Source organism: Corallococcus sp. NCSPR001 (assembly GCF_017309135.1).
Classification (GTDB): Bacteria; Myxococcota; Myxococcia; order Myxococcales; family Myxococcaceae; genus Corallococcus.
The window spans coordinates 4,861,432-4,881,424 of the sequence record NZ_JAFIMS010000002.1; the positions used below are offsets into that span (position 1 = coordinate 4,861,432).

10 protein-coding genes (1 of these 10 cut by a window edge) are annotated in these 19,993 nt (G+C 71.5%); 8 read left to right on the top strand and 2 right to left on the bottom strand.

Going from position 1 to position 19,993, the window contains the following annotated elements; all coding sequences use genetic code 11:
* The 4 genes from JYJ93_RS21805 to JYJ93_RS21820 all read left to right on the top strand — a co-directional run.
* On the top strand, positions 1-7,895 hold the end of the coding sequence (locus tag JYJ93_RS21805) for a non-ribosomal peptide synthetase (protein ID WP_206794236.1). 23,599 nt of this gene lie to the left of the window's left edge; the window shows 7,895 of its 31,494 coding nt (coding positions 23,600-31,494); the start codon falls outside the window, past its left edge; it ends in the stop codon at positions 7,893-7,895.
* Between the two features lie 54 nt (positions 7,896-7,949).
* Positions 7,950-8,618, top strand: coding sequence for a hypothetical protein (locus tag JYJ93_RS21810; RefSeq protein WP_206794238.1), 669 nt, complete (start codon positions 7,950-7,952; stop codon positions 8,616-8,618).
* A gap of 67 nt (positions 8,619-8,685) precedes the next feature.
* Entirely contained in the window at positions 8,686-10,032 is a 1,347-nt protein-coding gene (locus JYJ93_RS21815; protein WP_206794240.1) for a serine protease, read from the top strand.
* Positions 10,020-10,988, top strand: coding sequence for an FHA domain-containing protein (locus JYJ93_RS21820; protein ID WP_206794242.1), 969 nt, complete (start codon positions 10,020-10,022; stop codon positions 10,986-10,988). The genes JYJ93_RS21815 and JYJ93_RS21820 overlap by 13 nt, the downstream gene beginning before the upstream one ends.
* A gap of 26 nt (positions 10,989-11,014) precedes the next feature.
* Here JYJ93_RS21820 and JYJ93_RS21825 read toward each other — a convergent pair whose 3' ends face one another.
* Positions 11,015-11,995: an aldo/keto reductase gene (locus JYJ93_RS21825; RefSeq protein ID WP_206794244.1), complete on the bottom strand. Its 981-nt coding sequence runs from the start codon at positions 11,993-11,995 to the stop codon at positions 11,015-11,017.
* A 57-nt stretch (positions 11,996-12,052) separates the two neighbouring features.
* On the opposite strand from JYJ93_RS21825, the gene JYJ93_RS21830 reads away from it, so the two are divergent.
* Complete coding sequence (locus tag JYJ93_RS21830) at positions 12,053-13,249, top strand: cytochrome P450 (RefSeq protein ID WP_206794246.1); 1,197 nt, start codon at positions 12,053-12,055, stop codon at positions 13,247-13,249.
* Positions 13,250-13,341: 92 nt separating this feature from the next.
* Here JYJ93_RS21830 and lon read toward each other — a convergent pair whose 3' ends face one another.
* Positions 13,342-15,798, bottom strand: a complete 2,457-nt coding sequence (gene lon, locus JYJ93_RS21835; RefSeq protein WP_206794248.1) for an endopeptidase La — start codon at positions 15,796-15,798, stop codon at positions 13,342-13,344.
* A gap of 270 nt (positions 15,799-16,068) precedes the next feature.
* Here lon and JYJ93_RS21840 point away from each other — a divergent pair, with 270 nt between their 5' ends.
* From JYJ93_RS21840 to JYJ93_RS21850, 3 genes are all read left to right on the top strand, one after another.
* Positions 16,069-17,286, top strand: coding sequence for a vWA domain-containing protein (locus JYJ93_RS21840; RefSeq protein WP_206794249.1), 1,218 nt, complete (start codon positions 16,069-16,071; stop codon positions 17,284-17,286).
* A 247-nt stretch (positions 17,287-17,533) separates the two neighbouring features.
* A complete protein-coding gene (locus JYJ93_RS21845) occupies positions 17,534-18,388 on the top strand; it encodes a recombinase RecA (RefSeq protein WP_206794251.1) in 855 nt (284 codons plus the stop codon).
* Positions 18,389-18,406: 18 nt separating this feature from the next.
* Positions 18,407-19,942 (top strand): DNA polymerase Y family protein, encoded by a 1,536-nt coding sequence (locus JYJ93_RS21850; protein ID WP_206794253.1) that lies wholly within the window; start codon positions 18,407-18,409, stop codon positions 19,940-19,942.
* The last annotated feature ends 51 nt before the right edge of the window (positions 19,943-19,993 follow it).

Sequence of the window (19,993 nt, forward strand, 5' to 3'; positions counted from 1 at the left end):
AGCCCGGCGCGCGGCTGTACCGCACCGGCGACCGCGTGCGGTGGACGTCCTCGGCGGAGCTCGAGTACCTGGGCCGCATCGACTCGCAGGTGAAGGTGCGCGGCTTCCGCATCGAGCTGGGCGAGGTCGAGTCCGTGCTGCTGCATCACGCGGAGGTGCGTGAGGCGGCGGTGGTGGTGCGCGAGGACGCGCCGGGCGACAAGCGCCTGGTGGCCTACGTCGTGCCCCGGGCCGCGGGCACGCTGGACGCGGTGGAGCTGCGCCGCCACCTGAAGACGGAGGTGCCGGAGTACATGGTGCCCTCGGCCTTCGTGGTGCTGGAGGCCCTGCCGCTGACGCCCGCGGGCAAGATCGACCGCAAGGCCCTGCCCGCGCCGACGGGCGAGGTGGCGCGCACGCGCACCTTCGTAGCCGCGCGGACGCCGACGGAGGAGCTGCTCGCGGCCCTCTTCGCCCAGCTGCTGGGCGTGGAGCGCGTGGGCGTGGAGGACCACTTCTTCGAGATGGGCGGCCACTCGCTCATGGCCACGCGGCTGGCGTCGCGCATCCGCGAGGCCTTCGACGTGGAGCTGCCGCTGCGCACGCTCTTCGAGGCGCCCACGGTGACGGACCTGGCCCGGCGCGTGGACACGCTCGTGGCGCAGGGCAGGGGCGTGAAGGCGCCGCCGCTCGTGGCCCTGCCGCGCGCGGAGCGGATGCCGCTGTCGTTCGCCCAGCAGCGCCTGTGGTTCCTCAACCAGTTGGAGCCGGACAGCGCCTTCTACAACCTCCCGCTGCCCGTGCGGCTGGAGGGTGCGCTGGACGTGTCCGCGCTGGAGCGCGCCTTCACGGAGCTGGTGCGCCGCCACGAATCGCTGCGCACCACGTTCCCCATGCGTGACGGCCAGCCCGCGCAGGTCGTCCACCCGGCGGCGACGGTGTCGCTGCCGGTGGTGGACCTGTCCGCTCAGCCCGAGGACGTCCGCGAGGCCGAGGCTCAGCGCCGGGCCAACGAGGAGGCGCAGCGTCCGTTCCACCTTGCGAACGGCCCGCTGTTGCGCGTGAAGCTGCTCAAGCTGGAGGCCCAGCGGCACGTGCTGCTCGCGACGATGCACCACATCGTCTCCGACGGCTGGTCCATGGGCGTGCTGGTGCGGGAGATGGCGGCCCTCTACGAGGCCTTCGCCTCCGGCCGCGCGCCATCCCTGCCGGAGCTGCCGGTGCAGTACGCGGACTACGCGGGCTGGCAGCGCGGATGGCTGCAGGGTGACGTGCTGGCCCAGCAGATGGCGTACTGGAAGCAGCAGCTGTCCGGCGCGCCCGCCGCGCTGGAGCTGCCCACGGACCGTCCGCGTCCGGCCGTGCAGACGTACCGGGGCGCCAGCGTGAACCTGCGCGTGGGCAAGCCGGTGACGGACACGCTGAAGGCCCTGGCGCTGAAGGAGGGCGCCACGCCCTTCATGGTCCTGCTGGCTGCGTGGCAGGTGCTGCTCGCGCGCTACTCCGGTCAGGACGACGTGAGCGTGGGCACGCCCATCGCGGGCCGTGGCCGCACGGAGACCGAGGGCCTCATCGGCTTCTTCGTCAACACGCTGGTGCTGCGCACGAAGTTGGAGGGCAATCCGTCCTTCCGCGCGCTGCTGGCCCAGGTGAAGGAGACGACGCTGGGCGCGTACGCGCACCAGGAGGTCCCGTTCGAGAAGCTGGTGGAGGAGCTGGCGCCCACGCGCGACACCAGCCGCACGCCGCTGTTCCAGGTGCTGCTGTCGTTCCAGAACGCGCCGGTGCCGGAGCTGGAGGTCAAGGGCCTCACGCTGCGCGCCGTCCCGCTGGAGCACGCCACCGCGCAGTTCGATCTGAACATGACCCTGTCGGAGGTGGACGGCGAGCTGCGCGGCGCCATGGAGTACAACTCCGACCTGTTCGACGCCGGCACCGCCACACGGATGCTGGAGCACCTGCGCGTCCTGCTGGAGGGCGTGGCGTCCCAGCCGGACGTGCCCGTGCAGCGCCTGCCGCTGCTCACGGAAGGCGAGCGGACGCAGCTGCTCACGACGTGGAACGACACGCGGGCCGACTTCCCGCGCGACGCCTGCATCCACCAGCGCTTCGAGGAGCAGGTGGCCCGCACCCCGGACGCCATCGCCGCGACCTTCGAGGGTGAGACGCTCACGTACCGGCAGCTGGACGCGAAGGCGAACCAGCTGGCGCACCACCTGCGCCGGCTGGGCGTGGGCCCGGAGGTGAAGGTCGCCCTGTGCCTGGAGCGCTCGCTGGAGATGGTCATCGCCGTGATGGGCGTGCTCAAGGCCGGCGGCGCGTACGTGCCGCTCGACCCGAAGTACCCGCTGGACCGCCTGTCCTTCATGCTGGAGGACACGCAGGTGCCGGTGGTGCTGACGCAGGACTCGCTGGCGGACGAGCTGCCCGTCACCACGCAGCAGCTCATCAGCCTGGATGGCGACTGGAAGCGGAGCATCTCCCGCGAGCGCGAGGACGCGCCCGTGACGGCGGTGTCGGCCGGCAACCTGGCCTACGTCATCTACACGTCCGGCTCCACGGGCAAGCCCAAGGGCGTGGCCATCGAACACCGCGGCGTGTCCAACTACCTGACGTGGTGCTTGTCCGCGTACGGGCTGGACACGGGCGCGGGCGCGCCGGTGCACTCGTCGCTCGCGTTCGACCTCACGGTCACCAGCATGCTGGCGCCGCTGGTCGCGGGCCGGGGCGTGGTGATGGTGTCGGAGACGCGGGGCGTGGAAGGCCTGGCGGACGTGCTGCGTGACGGCACGGGCTTCAGCCTGGTGAAGCTGACGCCCAGCCACCTGCGGCTGTTGTCCGACCTGCTGGGCGCGGACGCGGCGGCGGGGCGCACGGGCGCCTTCGTCATCGGCGGCGAGGCGCTCTTCTCGGAGGAGCTGGCGTTCTGGCGCAAGCACGCGCCGGCCACGCGGCTCATCAACGAGTACGGCCCCACGGAGACGGTGGTGGGCTGCTCGGTGCACGTCGTGGCCCCGGAGGATTCCGCCTCCGGCGCGGTGCGCATCGGCAAGCCGCTGCCCAACACGCGGATGTACGTGCTGGATGCGCAGCTTCAGCCCGTGCCGGTGGGCGTGCCGGGTGAGCTGTACATCGGCGGCGTGCAGGTGGGCCGCGGCTACCTGGGCCGCCCGGAGCTCACGGCGGAGAAGTTCGTGCCGGATGCGTTCAGCACCGACGCGGGCGCGCGGCTGTACCGCTCCGGCGACCTGGCCCGTTGGCGCGCCGACGGCACGCTGGAGTACATGGGCCGCGTCGACCACCAGGTGAAGGTGCGCGGCTACCGCATCGAGCTGGGGGAGATCGAATCCGCCCTCATGGGCGCCTACGGGGTCCGCGAGTCCGTGGTCGTCGTCCGCGAGGACGTGGCCGGGGACAAGCGACTGGTCGCCTACGTCGCGGGTGACGTGGAGGTCCTGGATCGCAAGGGCCTGCGCGAGCACCTGGAGCGCACGCTGCCGGAGTACATGGTGCCGTCCGCCTTCGTGGTGCTGGAGGCGCTGCCGGTCACCTCCAACGGCAAGGTGGACCGCAAGGCGCTGCCCGTCCCCAGCGACGAGCGCGCGCAGGACGAGGCGTTCATCGCACCGCGCACCCCGACGGAGCAGCTGCTCGCCGGTGCGTGGAGCGAGCTGCTCAACGTGGACCGCGTGGGCTCGACGGACGACTTCTTCGAGCTGGGCGGACACTCGCTGCTGGCCACGCAGGTGCTGTCGCGCGTCCGGAGCATCTTCCGGATCGACCTGCAGCTGCGGGACGTCTTCAACGCGCCCACGGTGCAGAAGCTGTCCGTCCTCATCGACCAGGCGCTCCAGGCCGGCGCGGGCACCCAGGCGCCCGCCATCGTGCCGCTGCCTCGCGAAGGCCGCCTGCCGCTGTCCTTCGCCCAGCAGCGCCTGTGGTTCCTGCACCAGCTGGATGCGTCCAGCCCGGCCTACAATGTGCCCATGGTCCTTCGCCTGAAGGGCTCGCTGGACGTGACGGCACTGGAGCAGAGCTTTACGGAGCTGGTGCGCCGCCACGAATCGCTGCGCACGTCGTTCCACCTGGACAACGGCCAGGCCACGCAGGTCATCTACCCGGCGGTGTCGCTGCCGCTCCCGGTGGTGGACCTCTCCGACATCCCGGATCCGGAGCGCCACGACGAGGCGCGCCGGCTCGCGGATGAAGAAGCGGTGCACCCGTTCCAGCTGGCCACCGGTCCGCTCTTGCGCGTGAAGCTGCTCAAGCTGGACGAGGAGGAGCACATCCTCCTGCTCGTCATGCACCACATCGTCTCCGACGGCTGGTCCATGGGCGTGCTGGTGCGCGAGATGGCCGCGTCCTACGAGGCCTTCTCCCACGGCGGCACGCCGTCCCTGCCGCAGCTGCCGGTGCAGTACGCGGACTACGCGGGCTGGCAGCGTGGCTGGCTCCAGGGCGAGGTGCTGGAGAAGCAGCTCGGCTACTGGAAGCAGCAGCTGACCGGCGCGCCCTCCGCGCTGGAATTGCCCACGGACCGTCCGCGTCCGGCGGTGCAGACGTCGAACGGCTCCAGCGTCCCGGTGAAGGTCGGCCGCGAGCTGACGGAGACGCTCAAGGCCCTGGCGCTGAAGGAGGGCACCACGCCCTTCATGGTCCTGCTGGCCGCGTGGCAGACGCTGCTGTCGCGCTACTCCGGACAGGATGACATCAGCGTGGGCACGCCCATCGCGGGCCGCCAGCGCGCGGAGACGGAGGGCCTCATCGGCTTCTTCGTCAACACGCTGGTGCTGCGCACGAAGCTGGACGGCGATCCGACCTTCCGCGAGCTGCTGGGCCGCGTGCGGGAGACGACGCTGGGCGCATACGCGCACCAGGAGGTGCCGTTCGAGAAGCTGGTGGAGGAGCTGGCGCCCACGCGCGACACCAGCCGCACGCCGCTGTTCCAGGTGTCCATGACGCTGCAGAACGCGCCGGAGGGTGCGTTCAACCTGACGGGCCTCGCCCTGGAAGGCGTGGAGGTGGAGCACCGCACCGCGAAGTTCGACCTGTCGCTGGGCCTCACGGAGACGGCGAACGGCATCGAGGGCGGGCTGGAGTTCAACACCGACCTGTTCGACGCGAGCACCGCCGAGCGGCTCGCCCGTCACCTGGGCGTGTTGCTGGCGGGCATCGGGGCGAACCCGGACGCGCGGCTGCACCAGCTGCCGCTGCTCACCCAGGAGGACCGCGCGGAGGTGGTGGCGGACTGGAACACGTCCTTCCGCTTCCCGGTGGACGCGTGCCTGCACACCCTGTTCGAGCGTCAGGCGGCGCGCACCCCGGACGCCATCGCGGTCACCTACGCCGAACAGCGCCTCACGTACCGCGAGCTGGACACGCGGGCGAACCAGCTGGCGCACCACCTGCGCACGCTGGGCGTGGGGCCGGAGGTCCTGGTGGGCCTCGCGGTGGAGCGCTCGCTGGAGCTGATGGTGGGCCTGCTGGCCATCCTCAAGGCCGGCGGCGCGTACCTGCCCATGGATCCGGCGTACCCGCAGGAGCGCCTGGAGTTCATGGTGGAGGACGCGCGTGTGCCGGTGGTGCTCACGCAGCAGCACCTGCTGGACGTGGTGCCGTCGGGCGCGGCGAAGCGCCTGTGCCTGGACTCGGATGCCGCCGCCTGGGCCTCCGCGCCCACGACGACGCCGGACAGCGGCGTGGCGCCCAATCACCTGGCCTACGTCATCTACACGTCCGGCTCCACGGGCCGTCCCAAGGGCGCGCAGATTGAGCACGCACAGGTGGTGCGCCTCTTCGACGGCACGAAGCACTGGTTCGACTTCGGCGCGAAGGACGTGTGGACGCTGTTCCACTCGTACGCCTTCGACTTCTCCGTCTGGGAGATGTGGGGCGCGCTGCTGTACGGCGGCAAGCTGGTGGTGGTGCCGTACGAGGTCAGCCGCACGCCCGCGGACTTCCATGCGCTGCTCAAGCGCGAGGGCGTCACGGTGCTCAATCAGACGCCGTCCGCGTTCCGTCAGCTCATCCAGCACGAGGAGCGCACGGGCGACCACGAGGGCCTGTCCCTGCGCACGGTGGTGTTCGGCGGCGAGGCGCTGGAGTTCGGCAGCCTGCGTCCGTGGTACGCGCGCCACGCGGACAACGCGCCGGTGCTCGTCAACATGTACGGAATCACCGAGACGACCGTCCACGTGACCTACCGCGCGCTCAAGGCGGCGGACGCGGAGGGCGGGCGCGGCAGCGAAGTGGGCGTCGCGATCCCGGACCTCCAGGTGTACGTGCTGGATGCGCACGGACAGCCGGTGCCTCCGGGCGTCACGGGTGAGATGTACGTGGGCGGCGACGGCCTCAGCCGCGGCTACCTGGGCCGGCCGGAGCTGACCGCGCAGCGCTTCATCCCGGATCCGTTCAGCACGCGGCCCGGCGCGCGGCTCTACCGCTCCGGCGACCTGGCGCGGTGGCGTCCCGACGGCACGCTGGAGTACCTGGGCCGTGCGGACTTCCAGGTGAAGCTGCGCGGCTTCCGCATCGAGCTGGGCGAAATCGAGGCGGGCCTGCTCTCGCACCCGAGCGTGCGCGAGGCCGTGGTGCTGGTGCGTGAGGACGCGCCGGGCGACAAGCGCCTGGTGGCGTACCTGGTGGGCGCGCCGGGCCAGAGCGTGGCGGGCGTTCCGGAGCTGCGCGAGCAACTGCGGCGCACGCTGCCGGAGTACATGGTGCCGTCCGCCTTCATGACGCTGGAGTCGCTGCCGCTCACGTCCAACGGCAAGGTGGACCGCCGCGCGCTGCCCGCGCCGGACACGACGCGCGCGGAGGGCTCCACGCTGGTGGTGGCGCGCACGCCGCTTCAGTTGCAGTTGGTCCGCGTCTGGGAGGAGACGCTGGGGATGTCGCCCATTGGCATCCGCGACGACTTCTTCGACCTGGGCGGCCACTCCATGCTGGCGGTGCAGCTCATGGGCCGCATCCAGCAGCTCACCGGCAAGAACCTGCCCCTGGCGTCGCTGTTCCAGGCGTCGACGGTGGAGCAGTTGGCCGCGCTGCTGGAGGCCGATTCACGCGCCTGGTCGCCGCTGGTGGCGCTGAAGCCGGAGGGCACGAAGCCTCCGCTCTTCGCCATCCACCCGGCGGGCGGCGGCGTCCTCTGCTACGTGGACCTGGCGCGTGAGCTGGACGCGGATCAGCCGTGCTACGGCCTGCAGGCCCGGGGCACCGAGGGCGAGGAGCCCCTGGGCACCGTGGCGGAGATGGCCGCGCTGTACCTGACGGCCATGCGCGAGGTGCAGCCGCACGGGCCCTACCACCTGGCGGGCTGGTCGCTGGGCGGCATCATCGCCTTCGAGATGGCGCGGCAGTTGCGCGCCGTGGGCGAAGAGGTGGCGCTGCTGGCGAGCATCGACGCGTACACCGTGCAGCACATGGTGCCGGACAAGACGCCGGAGCAGGTCCTGGAGGACATGCTTACGTCCGAGCTCACCATGATGCTGGCGGCCACCACGGGACGCGATCCCATGGAGCTGCGCGAGCGCATCAGCCAGATGACGCAGGCGGAGCGCGTGAACTACTTCTACGAAGTGGGCAGCCAGGGCGACACGCAGATCGCCGACGTGGGCGTGGAGCGCGTGCGCAACCTGTACCGGGTGTTCGAGTCCACCTCGCGCGCCTTCACGCAGTACGACGCGAAGCCGCTCGACGGGAAGCTCGTGCTCCTGCGCGCCAGCCAGCGGCCGGACACGCGTGAGCACACCGGCTGGGAGGAGCTCGTCACCGGCGGTGTGGAGGTCGTGGACATGCCGGGCACGCACATGACGATGATGCGCAAGCCGCTGATCACCAACGTGGCGCGGGAGCTCCAGTCCCGCATCGTCACGCACACGACGCCGGTGGACGACCTGCAGAAGAAGATCGGGTAGCGGCGGGGCAGGGGAGCGGGCGTGGCGCGGGCTTCGGGGTTATCCTCGGGGCCCGTGCTCCTGCCCGTCCTCACCGGTGTGTGGTTGTCGCTGTCCGGTGCGCTCGGCACGGAGCTGCGGCGGGACGGCTACAGCTTCCGGCCGCCGGACACGTTCCGGATGGCGCGCTGGGAGCGCTACACCGGCTCGCAGGTGGGCGCGGTGTCGGAGGACGGCATGCGCACGCGCGCCCTGTCCGCGGCGCTGGCGGATGGGGAGGGCCCGGACGCGGCCACGTTCCTCATCGCCGTGGTGGACGGGGGCTTCTCCGCCAGCCCCGCCGAGCGCGACTCCTTCTCCACCGCCGTGGTCCATCACTTCCAACGGGAGCTGGGCGTGGCGCTGACGCCGGAGCGGGTGGACCGCGTGGGCGGGCCCGTGCCCCGGGTGGAGGTGCTGGGGACGCTGCGCGAGGCAGGGCAGGTGCGCACGGTGCTGGTGACGGGGCTGGCCTCCGAGGGCCGCCACGCCGTGGTGACGGTCAGCGCGCCCGCCGCCCGCTGGGACGCCCTGGCTCCCGGGGTGCGCGCCTCACTGGAGACCTTCCGCATGGAGGCCCCGGTGGCGGGCGTCGTCTCCCGGCGGCTCGCGGGGGCGCTGGCGGGCACCCTGGCCGGGGCCCTGCTGGTGTCCTACGCGGCCTGGCGCCGCCGCCGGCAGGGGGAGGGGCCAGCCACGCCGTAGTGGAGCCTGACAGGAGCGCCAAGGCGTCCCCCGGTGGGGCTCGCGGTGGGATACGGTGCCGCCGCCCATGTTCTCCCTCCTCCTTGTCGCCGTGCTCGCGCAGGGGCCCTCGGCTCCTCCAGAGCCTCCGGCGTCCCCGGCCCAGCCGCCGGTCCTTCCGGCGCCGGACGCTGGCGTCGCGGACTCGGTGCCGCCCCTGCCGGTGGCGTCGCTGCCCCCGGCCACGCACGAGCTGTTCCGCCGCATCCAGGGCCGCGTCTCGCAGGTGCGCATCATCGAGCGCCGCTCCGGGACGAAGTCCTCCATCGGCTCCGCGTTCTTCGTGAGCGCGAAGGGCCACGCCCTCACGAACTACCACGTCGTCTCCGACCTGGTGCTCCACCCGGAGGACTACACCGCGGAGCTGGACCGGGGCGACGCGACGGTGCCGGTGCGCCTGCTCGCGGTGGACGTGGCGAGCGACCTGGCCGTCATCCAGGTGGACGCGCCCATCAGCGACTACTTCAAGCTGGAGGAGCACGAACCGCCGCAGGGCACGCGCCTGTTCGCCATGGGCAACCCGCGCGACCTGGGCACCACCATCGTGGAGGGCACCTACAACGGCCTGGTGCGCGACGCCCTCTACGAGCGCGTGCACTTCACCGGCGCCATCAACCCCGGCATGAGCGGCGGGCCCACCCTCAGCGGCGAGGGCGGCGTCGTGGGCGTCAACGTGGCCACCATGGGCAACCAGGTGGGCTTCCTGGTGCCGGTGGCCCGGGCGCGGGCGCTGCTCGACAAGGCGCTGGAGCAGGGCGCTCCGCCAGAGCCCGCCGCGCTGATGACGTCCGTGAACGAGCAGCTCATGGCCAACCAGCAGCGCATCACCGACCGGCTGATGGCCACGGACCTGCCGAAGCAGTCGCTGGGCGGCTACCGCGTCCCCGGCCGCTGGAGCCCCTTCCTCAAGTGCTGGGGCGACACGCCGCATGACCCGGAGACGCCCTACACGGTGACGAGCTACCAGTGCTCCTCCGAGGAGGACATCTTCCTGTCCTCCAGCCACCGCACGGGCGTGGTGGCCTACCTGCACCAGCACGTCGAGAGCCAGAAGCTGGGCGCCATGCGCTTCTCCGCGCTCTACAGCACGCTCTTCTCCCAGGACCCGGACGCGGTGGCCGCCACGCGCGAGGACGTCACCAACTTCCGCTGCAAGTCGGAGTTCGTGGACGTGAACGGCCTCACGGTGCGCGCCGCCATCTGCCTGCGCGCCTACCGCCGCTTCCCGGGCCTCTACGACCTGGTGCTGCGCGCGGCCACGCTGAACGCGTCCACGCACGGCGTGGACACCAGCCTCACGCTGGGCGGCTTCTCCGCGGAGAACGCACGCATGCTGGCGCGCCGCTACCTGGAGGGGCTGTCGTGGACGAAGTGATCTTCCTGGAGGTGCTGGAAGGGGACGCCGTCCACTCGCGCCACCGGCTGGACAAGCTGCCGGTGACGGTGGGGCGCGGCTACGCCAACGACATCATCCTGGACGACCCGAAGGTCTCCGCCGAGCACCTGCGCCTGGAGCGGCGCGAGGACGGCGCGGTGGTGCTGCATGACGTGGGCAGCGTCAACGGCACCTTCCGCGTGGAGCCGTGGGCGGCATTGAAGGAGCTGGTCCTCACCCCGGACGCGCGCGTGTCGGTGGGGGACACGGTGCTGCGCTTCCGTCCGCGCTCCTTCGTGGTGGAGGACACCGTCGTCAACGAAGCCCCGGCCTCGCCGCGGGAGCGCCTCTTCGAGCGTCCCCGCGCCTTCGCGCTGGCGATGCAGGCGCTGGTGGTCTTCTCCTTCATCTCCGAGCGGGCGACCCAGTTCGGGAAGACGGACTGGGGCGACCTGCTGTTGTCCAGCGTGCTGCCGCTGGGACTGGCGCTCCTGTGGGCCGGAGGCTGGTCGCTGGCGAGCCGCATCGCCCGGCGCAGCTTCCACTTCCGCGTGCACGCCACCATCGGTTCGCTGCTGCTCCTGGGCTTCGCGGTGGCACCGCCCCTGTTCGCGCTGTTGAGCTTCAGCTTCTCGCTGGGCGCGTGGCTGGGCTTCGTGCGCACGCTGGCGGTGCTGGGGCTGGTGGGGTGGGGGATCTACTGGCACCTGCGCTACGTGACGCGCTGGAGTTCCAGGCGGCTGGTGCGCGGGCTCGTCATCGCGTCGCTGGGCGTACTGGCGCTGACCAACGTGTCGGAGCTACTGGGCAACGAGCCCTTCAGCGAGGAGCTGGAGTTCCCCCGCTCGCTGCTGCCGCCGGTGCTGCGCGTGGCCCCGGCGCACTCCATGGACTCGTTCTTCGAGGACGTGAAGCCGCTGGAGAAGAAGGTGGACGCGCTCGTGAAGGAGCGCTGAAGGCGCGTCCACCCTGGCGCTTGAGCCTACAGGCCGCGCACCGCGTGCGGCTTGTAGGGGGCCTCCAGCGCCTTCACCTCTTCCGGCGTCAGCTTGAGGCTCACGGCCTTCACCGCGTCCTCCAGGTGCTCGGGCTTCGTCGCGCCGATGATGGGCGCGGTGACGACGGGCTTGGACAGCAGCCACGCCAGGGCCACCTGCGCGGGCGGGGCCTTGCGTGCCTCCGCCACCTGCTTCACCGCCTCCACCACGTCCCAGTCCCCGGGCTGGTTGTAGAGGATGGGCGACAGCGTGTCGGAGCCCGCGCGCGTCGTGGCCTCCTTGTCGTCCAGCGACTTGCGTGAGCCGGCGAGCAGGCCTCGCGCCAGCGGCGACCAGGGGATGACGCCCACGCCCTCCGCCTCGCAGAGGGGCAGCATCTCCCGCTCCTCCTCGCGGTAGACGAGGTTGTAGTGGTTCTGCATGGACACGAAGCGCGCCCAGCCGTTGCGCTCGGACACGCTGAGCGCGCGCATGAACTGCCACGCGTACGCGGAGCTCGCGCCCAGGTAGCGCACCTTGCCCTGGCGCACGAGCTGATCCAACGCGGACAGCGTCTCCTCGATGGGCGTGTTCGGGTCCATCCGGTGGATTTGGTAGAGGTCGATGGTCTCCACGCCCAGCCGCTTCAGGCTCGCCTCGCACGCCTGGGTGATGGCCTTGCGCGACAGGCCGCGCTCGTTCTGGCCGCTGCCCGTGGGGAAGTAGACCTTCGTCGCGAGCACCACCTCGTCCAGCTTCGCGTACTTGCGCAGCGCGCGGCCCGTCACCTCTTCGCTGACGCCGTCCGAGTACATGTTCGCGGTGTCGAAGAAGGTGACGCCCAGCTCCACCGCGCGGCGGAAGAAGGGCTGCGCGGCTTCTTCATCCAGCACCCACGGGCGCCACTTCGGGGTGCCGTAGCTCATGCAGCCCAGGCAGATGCGGGAGACCCGCAGGCCCGTGTGTCCCAGGTTCGTGTACTTCATGGGTCCGCTCCTTCGTCTTGAGTGCCAGAGACGTTCGCTGCTTGCGTATTGCCCGGCATGAGCGAGCGCTTCAACCTCCTGTCGCCGGAAGTGAAGGCCAACCCCTATCCCACCTACGCCCGCATGCGCCGCGAGGCCCCCGTGTGTCAGGTGGAGCCCGGTGGCATGTGGGCCGTGTCGCGCCATGAAGACGTGCTGCGCGTCCTCAAGGACCCCCAGCGCTTCTCCTCGCAGGGCTTCCGCGTGGCCACCAACCCGCCCTGGCTGGGCGGCAATCCCTTCTCCGAGTCCATGCTCACCATGGACCCGCCCCAGCACGGCCGCCTGCGGGTGCTGGTGCAGAAGGCGTTCGGCGCTGGCGCCATGGCCCGGCTGGAGCCCCGCGTGCGCGACCTCTGCCGGCAGGCGGTGGCGGAGCTGCCCCGGGGCGTGCCCGTGGACCTGATGCCCCCGTACGCGCTGCGCATCCCGGCCGCCGTCATCAGCGAGCTGTTGGGCCTGGACCCCACGCGCGCCACGCGCCTGAAGCAGTGGGCGGACCTCATCACCGGCGGCGTCACCACCGTCCGCCCGGAGGAAGAGGACCGCAAGCAGAGGGCCCGCGACGCGGTGGCGGAGCTGCGCCAGTACTTCGGCGAGGTGCTGGACGCCCGCGCCCGCGCGCCTGGCACGGACCTGGTCAGCGAGCTGCAACAGGCCCGCGTGGACGGCGAGGCCCTGTCGAAGGACGAGCTCATCGCCTTCATGGCGCTCCTGCTGGTGGGCGGCATCGAGACGGTGGTGCACCTCTTGGGCGCGTCACTCGTCGTGCTGCGGGAGCACCCGGAGATCTGGGCCCAGCTGCGCTCGGACCGCTCGCGCATCCCGGCCTTCATCGACGAGGTGCTGCGCTACGAGCCGCCCGCCCAGGCCGCGCCGCGCCTCACCACGGAGGCGGTGGAGCTGGGCGGGGTGCGCCTGCCCAAGGGCGCCCCGGTGCTGGTGCTCCTGGGCTCCGCCGCGCACGACGACGCGCACTTCCCGGACGGCGACCGCTTCAACCTGTCCCGCCCGGGTCCGCAGAACCTGCCCTTCGGCCACGGCGTCCACTTCTGCCTGGGCGCGCAGCTGGCGCGCATGGAGGGCCGCCTGGCGCTGGAGGCCCTGCTGGACGCCTTCCGCCACCTGCAGGCCGGCCCGGAGCCCATGACGTGGCACCGCACGCTGGTGGTGCGCGGGCCCGCCACGCTGCCGCTCGTGCTGCACCCGCATTGAGGCGAAGGCAGGGCAGGGCGGCCCCGCAAAGACGACGGGCAGGTCCCCGTGAAGGAACCTGCCCGCGTCACTTCAGGAGCCGGAGCTCGCCGTTACGCCCGGACTTCCGCCGGAGGCGTGTCCGTGGTGGTGGCCGGAATCGCCCCCTCCTTGAACGGAGAGGTCTCCATCGCCGCCTTGAGGACGTCGTCCATGTGCGTGGCGAAGATGAACTCCAGCTCGTTCTTCGCCTGGTCCGGCACGTCGATGAGGTCCTTGCGGCAACGCTCCGGCAGGATGACGCGCTTGATGCCCGCGCGGTGCGCCGCCAGGACCTTCTCCTTGATGCCGCCCACCGGCAGCACCAGGCCGCGCAGCGTGGCCTCACCCGTCATCGCCGTGTCGTGCCGCACCCGGATGCCCGTCAGCAGGCTGGTGAGCGCGGTCAGGATGGTGACGCCGGCCGAAGGACCATCCTTGGGGATGGAGCCCGCGGGGAAGTGCAGGTGGATGTCCGTCTTCTCGAGGAAGTTCGGGTTGATGCCGAGCGACTCCGCCTTGCTGCGCAGGTAGCTCAGCGCCGCCGTGGCGGACTCCTTCATCACGTCACCCAGCTGGCCGGTCAGGGTCATGCCGCCCTTGCCCGCCATCTTGGTCGCCTCGATGAAGAGCAGGTCGCCACCCGCCGCGGTCCACGCGAGGCCCGTCGCCACACCGGGAACCTCCGTGCGCTCCGCGACCTCCGAGTAGAACGTCTCGGGCCCGAGGATCTCCTTCACGCGCTCCGCGCCGATGACCTGCTTCTCCAGCTTGCCGCCGGCCACCTCCACCGCCACCGCGCGGCAGATGTCCGCGATGCGGCGCTCCAGGTTACGCACGCCCGCCTCGCGGGTGTACGACGTGGTCAGGATGAGCAACGCCTCGTCCTGCACCTCGATGTGGTCCCCGTTGAGGCCGTGCTCCTTGAGCTGCTTCGGCACGAGGTGGATGCGGGCGATGGCCTGCTTCTCCTCGAACGTGTAGCCCGTCAGCTCGATGATCTCCATGCGGTCGCGGAGCGGCCCGGGGATGGGATCCAGCTGGTTCGCCGTGGCGACGAACATGACCTTCGACAGGTCGAACGCCACGTCCAGGTAGTGGTCGCTGAAAGTGCTGTTCTGCTCCGGGTCCAGCACCTCCAGCAGCGCCGCGCTCGGGTCGCCGCGGAAGTCCGCGCCCAGCTTGTCGATTTCGTCCAGCATCATGACCGGGTTCTTCGTCCCGGCCTTCTTCATGCTCTGGATGAAGCGGCCCGGCAGCGCGCCCACGTACGTGCGGCGGTGGCCACGGATTTCGGCCTCGTCACGCACGCCGCCCAGCGACAGGCGCACGAACTTGCGGCCCGTGGCCTTGGCCACGCTCTGGCCCAGCGACGTCTTGCCGACGCCCGGGGGACCGACGAGGCACAGGATGGGCCCGCGCATGTCGTTCTTCAGCTTGCGGACGGCCAGGTACTCCAGGATGCGCTTCTTCACCTTCTTGATGCCGAAGTGATCCTTGTCCAGCTGCTGGCGCGCGTTCTCGATGTCGAGGTTGTCCTCGGACACCTTCGACCACGGCAGGTCCGCGATCCAGTCCAGGTAGGTGCGCGCGACGGTGTACTCGCTGGAGGCCGCCGGGATCGTCTTCAGGCGGTTGAGCTCCTTCTGGGCGACCTTCTCCACCTCCGGAGGCAGGGCGGCCTTCTTCAGGCGCTCCTGCAGCTCGTCGAGCTCCTCCTCCTCCTCGCCCATCTCGCCGAGCTCTTCCTTGATCGCCTTGAGCTGCTGGCGCAGGTAGTACTCGCGCTGGGTCTTCGACATCTCGCCCTTCACGGCGGAGTCGATCTTGTTGGAGAGCTTGAGGATCTCGCGCTTGCGGTTGAGCAGCTCCAGGACGAGCTTCATGCGCGCCTTGAGGTCGACCGTCTCCAGCACGGCCTGCTTCTCCTCGATGGGCACGTCCACGTTGGCGGCGATGAGGTCCGCCAGGTGGCCCGGATGCGTGATGCTCTCCACCAGCTCCGTGGCGGCGGCGGGCAGCTCGGGCATCAGCTCGATGACCTCGCGCGCCAGCTTCTTCAGGTTGATGCCCAGGGCCTCCACTTCGACGTTCTCGCTGGAGGTCTTGTCCTCCACCGCGTCGACGCGGGCCTTCAGGTAGGGCGCTTCCTGGACCAGCTCCATCACGCGGAAGCGCGCGAGGCCCTGGACCACGAGCGAGTAGTTGTCCTCGCCCATCTTCAGCAGCTTCACGATGCGGGCGACGGTGCCCATCGTGTACAGGTCGGACGCGCCCGGATCCTCTTCCTCGGCGCGGCGCTGCGTCACGACGCCGATGACCTGGTCGTCACGGACGGCGTCCTTGATCAGCGCGATCGTCTTCTGGCGGCCGACGGCCAGGGGCAGCACACCGCCGGGGAAGAAGACACTGTTGCGCAGCGGCAGGATGGGCAGCACCTGCGGGATGTCTTCCTTGTTGATGAGCCCCGGAGGGGCCATCGCGGTGGGCATGGCGCTGGCCGCGGTGCCCTTCTTCTTCTCGTCAGACATGGGAGTTCGGCCTCTTCCTTGCTTGAACCCGGTCAGCAAGCGGCCGGGCCGGTGAACCATCCGGTTGTTTTCTGCGACGGATGAACCAACGTAACAACCAAACGGGACATGGCAAACGCGATGTGCGTTATTTCCGTGCCTCGTCTTCTGTACGACGCTCCTCTATGTAACGGCCCAGAAGTCTCGCGTCCGGCGAAGGGGTGGGGCATGCTCGCCCCCTCTCACGCCTGATGCGGTGCGCGAGCGCGCGTCCCCGCACTGGAGGACGATGTGAAGCTCCACACCTGCGCCCACCTGATGTCGCTGTCCGCGCTCCTGGCGCTCGGATGCCACTCCCCCGTGGATGACGACGGTTCCACGGTCCCGGACGCCTGCGAGGCGACCCCTCCGGTGGTGGCCCCCCAGAAGACGGACATCCTCTTCGTCATCGACAACTCCGGATCCATGAGCGAGGAGCAGCAGGGCATCGCCACGGAGTTGCCCGCCTTCCTGGCCGCGCTGAAGGAGGGCAACGGTGTGTCCCAGGACTTCCGCGTGGGGGTCATCACCACCTCCGTGTACCAGCGCCAGGTCTTCCCGGACGGGGGGGACGTCATCCGCTCCTTCCCGGATCAGGAGGGCCGGCTGCAGCCGGTGAGGGACGAGGCGAACCAGCCCACCGCCGAGCGCTTCATCGAGGGCTCGGATCCGCTGCTGCTGCCCAAGTTCCAGCGCCTGGTGGACCAGGGGACCTCCGGCAGCGGCCAGGAGGCGCCCTTTGAAGCGGTGCGGCTGGCGGTCGCCTCGCCCCTGGCCAGCAAGCCCCTGGAGGAGGGGGGCAACGGGGGCTTCCTTCGGGACGACTCCCGCCTGCTGGTGGTGGTGGTGTCCGACGAGGAGGACTGCAGCTCCAAGGAGCGCCCGCCCCCGGTGGCGCTGGGCGTGGACCGGGCCGTGGACGCGTGCACGGCGCAGGGGGACAAGCTGACCCCGGTGGCGGAGTACTACCAGGACTTCCAGAGCCTGCATGACAGCCAGGGCGCGTCGCGCGAGGTGCTGTGGGCGACCATCGGGCCGGTGGCGGTGACGGACAAGCGCGCGGAGTTGATCGTGGACACGACGGGCGGCACCACGAACGTGCGCAACGTCGACTGCCCGACGTCCTACGGGCCCGGCTACCGGCAGAGCGACATGTCGAAGGCGTTCGACGCGACCCGGGCGAACCTGGACTCCATCTGCAAGCCCAGCTACCGGCAGACGCTGCTGGACATCGCGGACCTGGCCACGGTGGCGCAGAGCGTGGCCGTGGTGAACCTGCCGGATCCGCGGCTCGCGGTGGTGTACGTCACGCGCGCGGACGGCTCCGTGCAGACGTGCACGGCGTCCAACGGCGACTTCCGCTACGAGCCGCCCAGTGGCGACCGCTCCGCGCGCATCTTCTTCCTGGGCCCGTGCCTGCGGCGCGTGGGCGACACGAAGGTGGAGGTGAAGGTGCTGTGCGCCGGGTAGCCCGGAGCTGATCCGCCGCGCCGTACCCGAAGGGCCCCGCGAAGGACGCGGGGCCCTTTTTCGTGGCTTGGGCACGTGACCTGTCATGTCCGGTGCGAAAAAAAGATGCGCGCGGATCCGGCCTCCACCGTCGAGCGGAGCACCCGACGCGACAGGTCCGGTCCGCTCGGAATGACGCCTGCTGGGGTGTCAGACGGCTTCGGATACTGGCCCCATGCGCGCGCGGTGCGCGAGGCGAGGAGGTCCCATGGGCGCGGCGGTCGAACGGTCGGGGTTGGCGGTGGTGGAGGAGCTGCGCGAACGGATCCGCCAGTTGCAGGCGGCGCCCCGTCGCGCGCTGTCGGTGCTGCGCACGGGCGTGGACGCGGTGGACGCGCTCCTGCCTCAAGGCGGCCTGCCGCTGGGGCACTCCGTGGAGCTGTGCGGCGAGGCGGCGTCGGGGCGCACCAGCCTGGCGCTGCGCGCGGTGGCGTCCGCGCACCGGGAGCTGCGCCTGTGCGCGTGGGTGGACGGCCCGAAGGAGCTCTATCCCCCCGCGGCGGCGGCGCTGGGCGTGGACCTGGAGCGGCTGCTCGTCGTGCGGCCCCAGGCCTTCGCGCAGCGGGTGTGGGCCGCCGTGCAGCTGGCGCGCAGCGGGACCTTCACCACGGTGGTGGTGGACCTGACGCTCGGCGTGGGCGCCCCGGGGCGTCCGGAGCGGCTGGCCCTGACGGAGGCGCGCAAGCTCGCGGACGCGGCGGCGCGGGGCGGGACGCTGGTGCTGCTGTTGACGTCGCCGGAGGCGCCCGCGGACGGGCTCGCGCGGCTGCGGCTGGAGGCCCGGGGCGTCCAGGGCTGGTCCGTAGAGCTGGAGCGCAGCCGGGGCGGAGGCGTGGGGACGCGCGTCGTGAGCCCCTGGCGGGAGCTCTACCCGGAGGTGGGGCTGGATGCCGGGGCGCGGCTCCTGGACGCGGACGTGGAGGCGCCCGGGGACGCGGGGCCGGGCTTCTACCGGGACGCCTCCGACCGCGTGCGCAACGGCCTGGGCATCCTGGGCCAGCGCCCCGGCCGGGACGCGCCCATGCCTTCGCTGGGGAGCGCGCTGTCCCCGGACGGCCGCTGACACGGAGGAGGGTGGGCCATGCGGAGGGGCTACCTGCACGTCACGCGCTTCCCGGTGCAGCGCAAGGTCATTGAATCGCCCGCGCTCGCGGGCCAGCCACTGGTGCTGGTGGAGGAGGTGCGCGGCCAGCGCCGGGTGGCCTTCGCCTCCACGCGCGCGCTGAAGGTGGGCGTGCGGCCGGGGATGACGCTGACGGCGGCCACCGCGCTGGAGCCCGAGCTGCGCGGCTTCCCCTACCGGTTGAAGGACGAGGCCCAGGCGCTGGCCGCGCTGGGGGAGTCGCTGCTCGGCCTGTGCCCGGGCTTCCAGCGCGACGCGCCGGACGGGCTGTGGTTCGACGCGAGCGCGGCGCACCTGGTGGGGGGCGAAGGCGAGCTGGGCGCGCGCGTGCTGGAACTCTGTGGCGAGCAGGGCTACCGGGCGCACGTGGCGGTGGCGTCGGAGGCGTTCACCTCGCGGGTGCTGGCGCGGTATGGCTCCCAGCGGGTGGTGGTGGTGTCCCAGGGGCAGGGGGCCCGGGCGCTGGCGCCGCTGCCGCTGGGCGCGCTGGAGGACGCGGCGGCGAAGGCCTTCTCTGTTTTGGGGTTGTCCACGTTGGGCGAGGTGGCGGCGCTGCCGGCCGGCGCGGTGACGGCGCGTGGAGGCGCGGCCGCGGCCCGGGCCCATGCGCGGTGCCGGGGCGTGGACGACACGCCCTTCACGCCGGAGCCACTGGAGGAGGTGCTGGAGGACCGGGTGGTGCTGGACGCGCCCGCGGACACCTTCGAGCCCGTGCAGTTCGCGCTCAAGACGCTGCTCGACAGGCTGGGCGCGCGGCTGTCCGGGCGGCAGCGGGCGGCGGTGCGGCTCACCTTCGTGCTGCGGCTGGACCCCACCGGCGAGGCCCAGGTGCCGCTCCTGCTGGCGCGGCCCACGGCGCGGGCGAAGCTGCTGTTGGACCTGGCGCGGCACCGGCTGGGGGAGCTGCGGCTGGAGCGGCCGGTGGCGGAGGTCGCCGTGCGGGTGGACGCGCACGACGAGGACCTGGGCCAGCAACTGGCGTTGGGGGACGCGCCGGAGGGGGACGCGGCCCTGGAAAGCGTGCTGTCGCGGCTGGCGACGACGCTGGGGGAGGGGGCGCTGTTCTCCGCGTCCCTGGAGGCCGTGCACCGGCCGGAGTCCGCGCATTCGCCCCGGGCCTTCCATCCTCCGGAGGCGCGGCGCGGCCTGCTGTCCCCGTCCGGACCGCTGGCTCCGGCGACCGAGCCCGCCTCGCCCATCACCGTCTGGCGCGAGACGGGCGCGGCCCGGGAGCGGCCGTCGCGGCTGTTGGCCCGGCCGGCCCGGCTGGACGCGGAGGTGACGGCGTCCGGGGAGTTGCTGGCGGCGCGGCTCGCGGGACGGCGGCACCGGGTGACGGCGATGGCGGGGCCGGAGCGCCTGGGTGGTGAGTGGTGGACGGACACCCCGTACCAGCGGGACTACTACCGCGTGCACTTCGAGGGGCTGGGGCCCGCCTGGGTGTACCGGGACGGGCGGGACGGGGACTTCTACCTGCAGGGGTTGTTCGATTGAGGGGCAGGCGGGTGCGGTCGGGGTGGAGGCCCCGCCGCTTGTGGCCTAGCG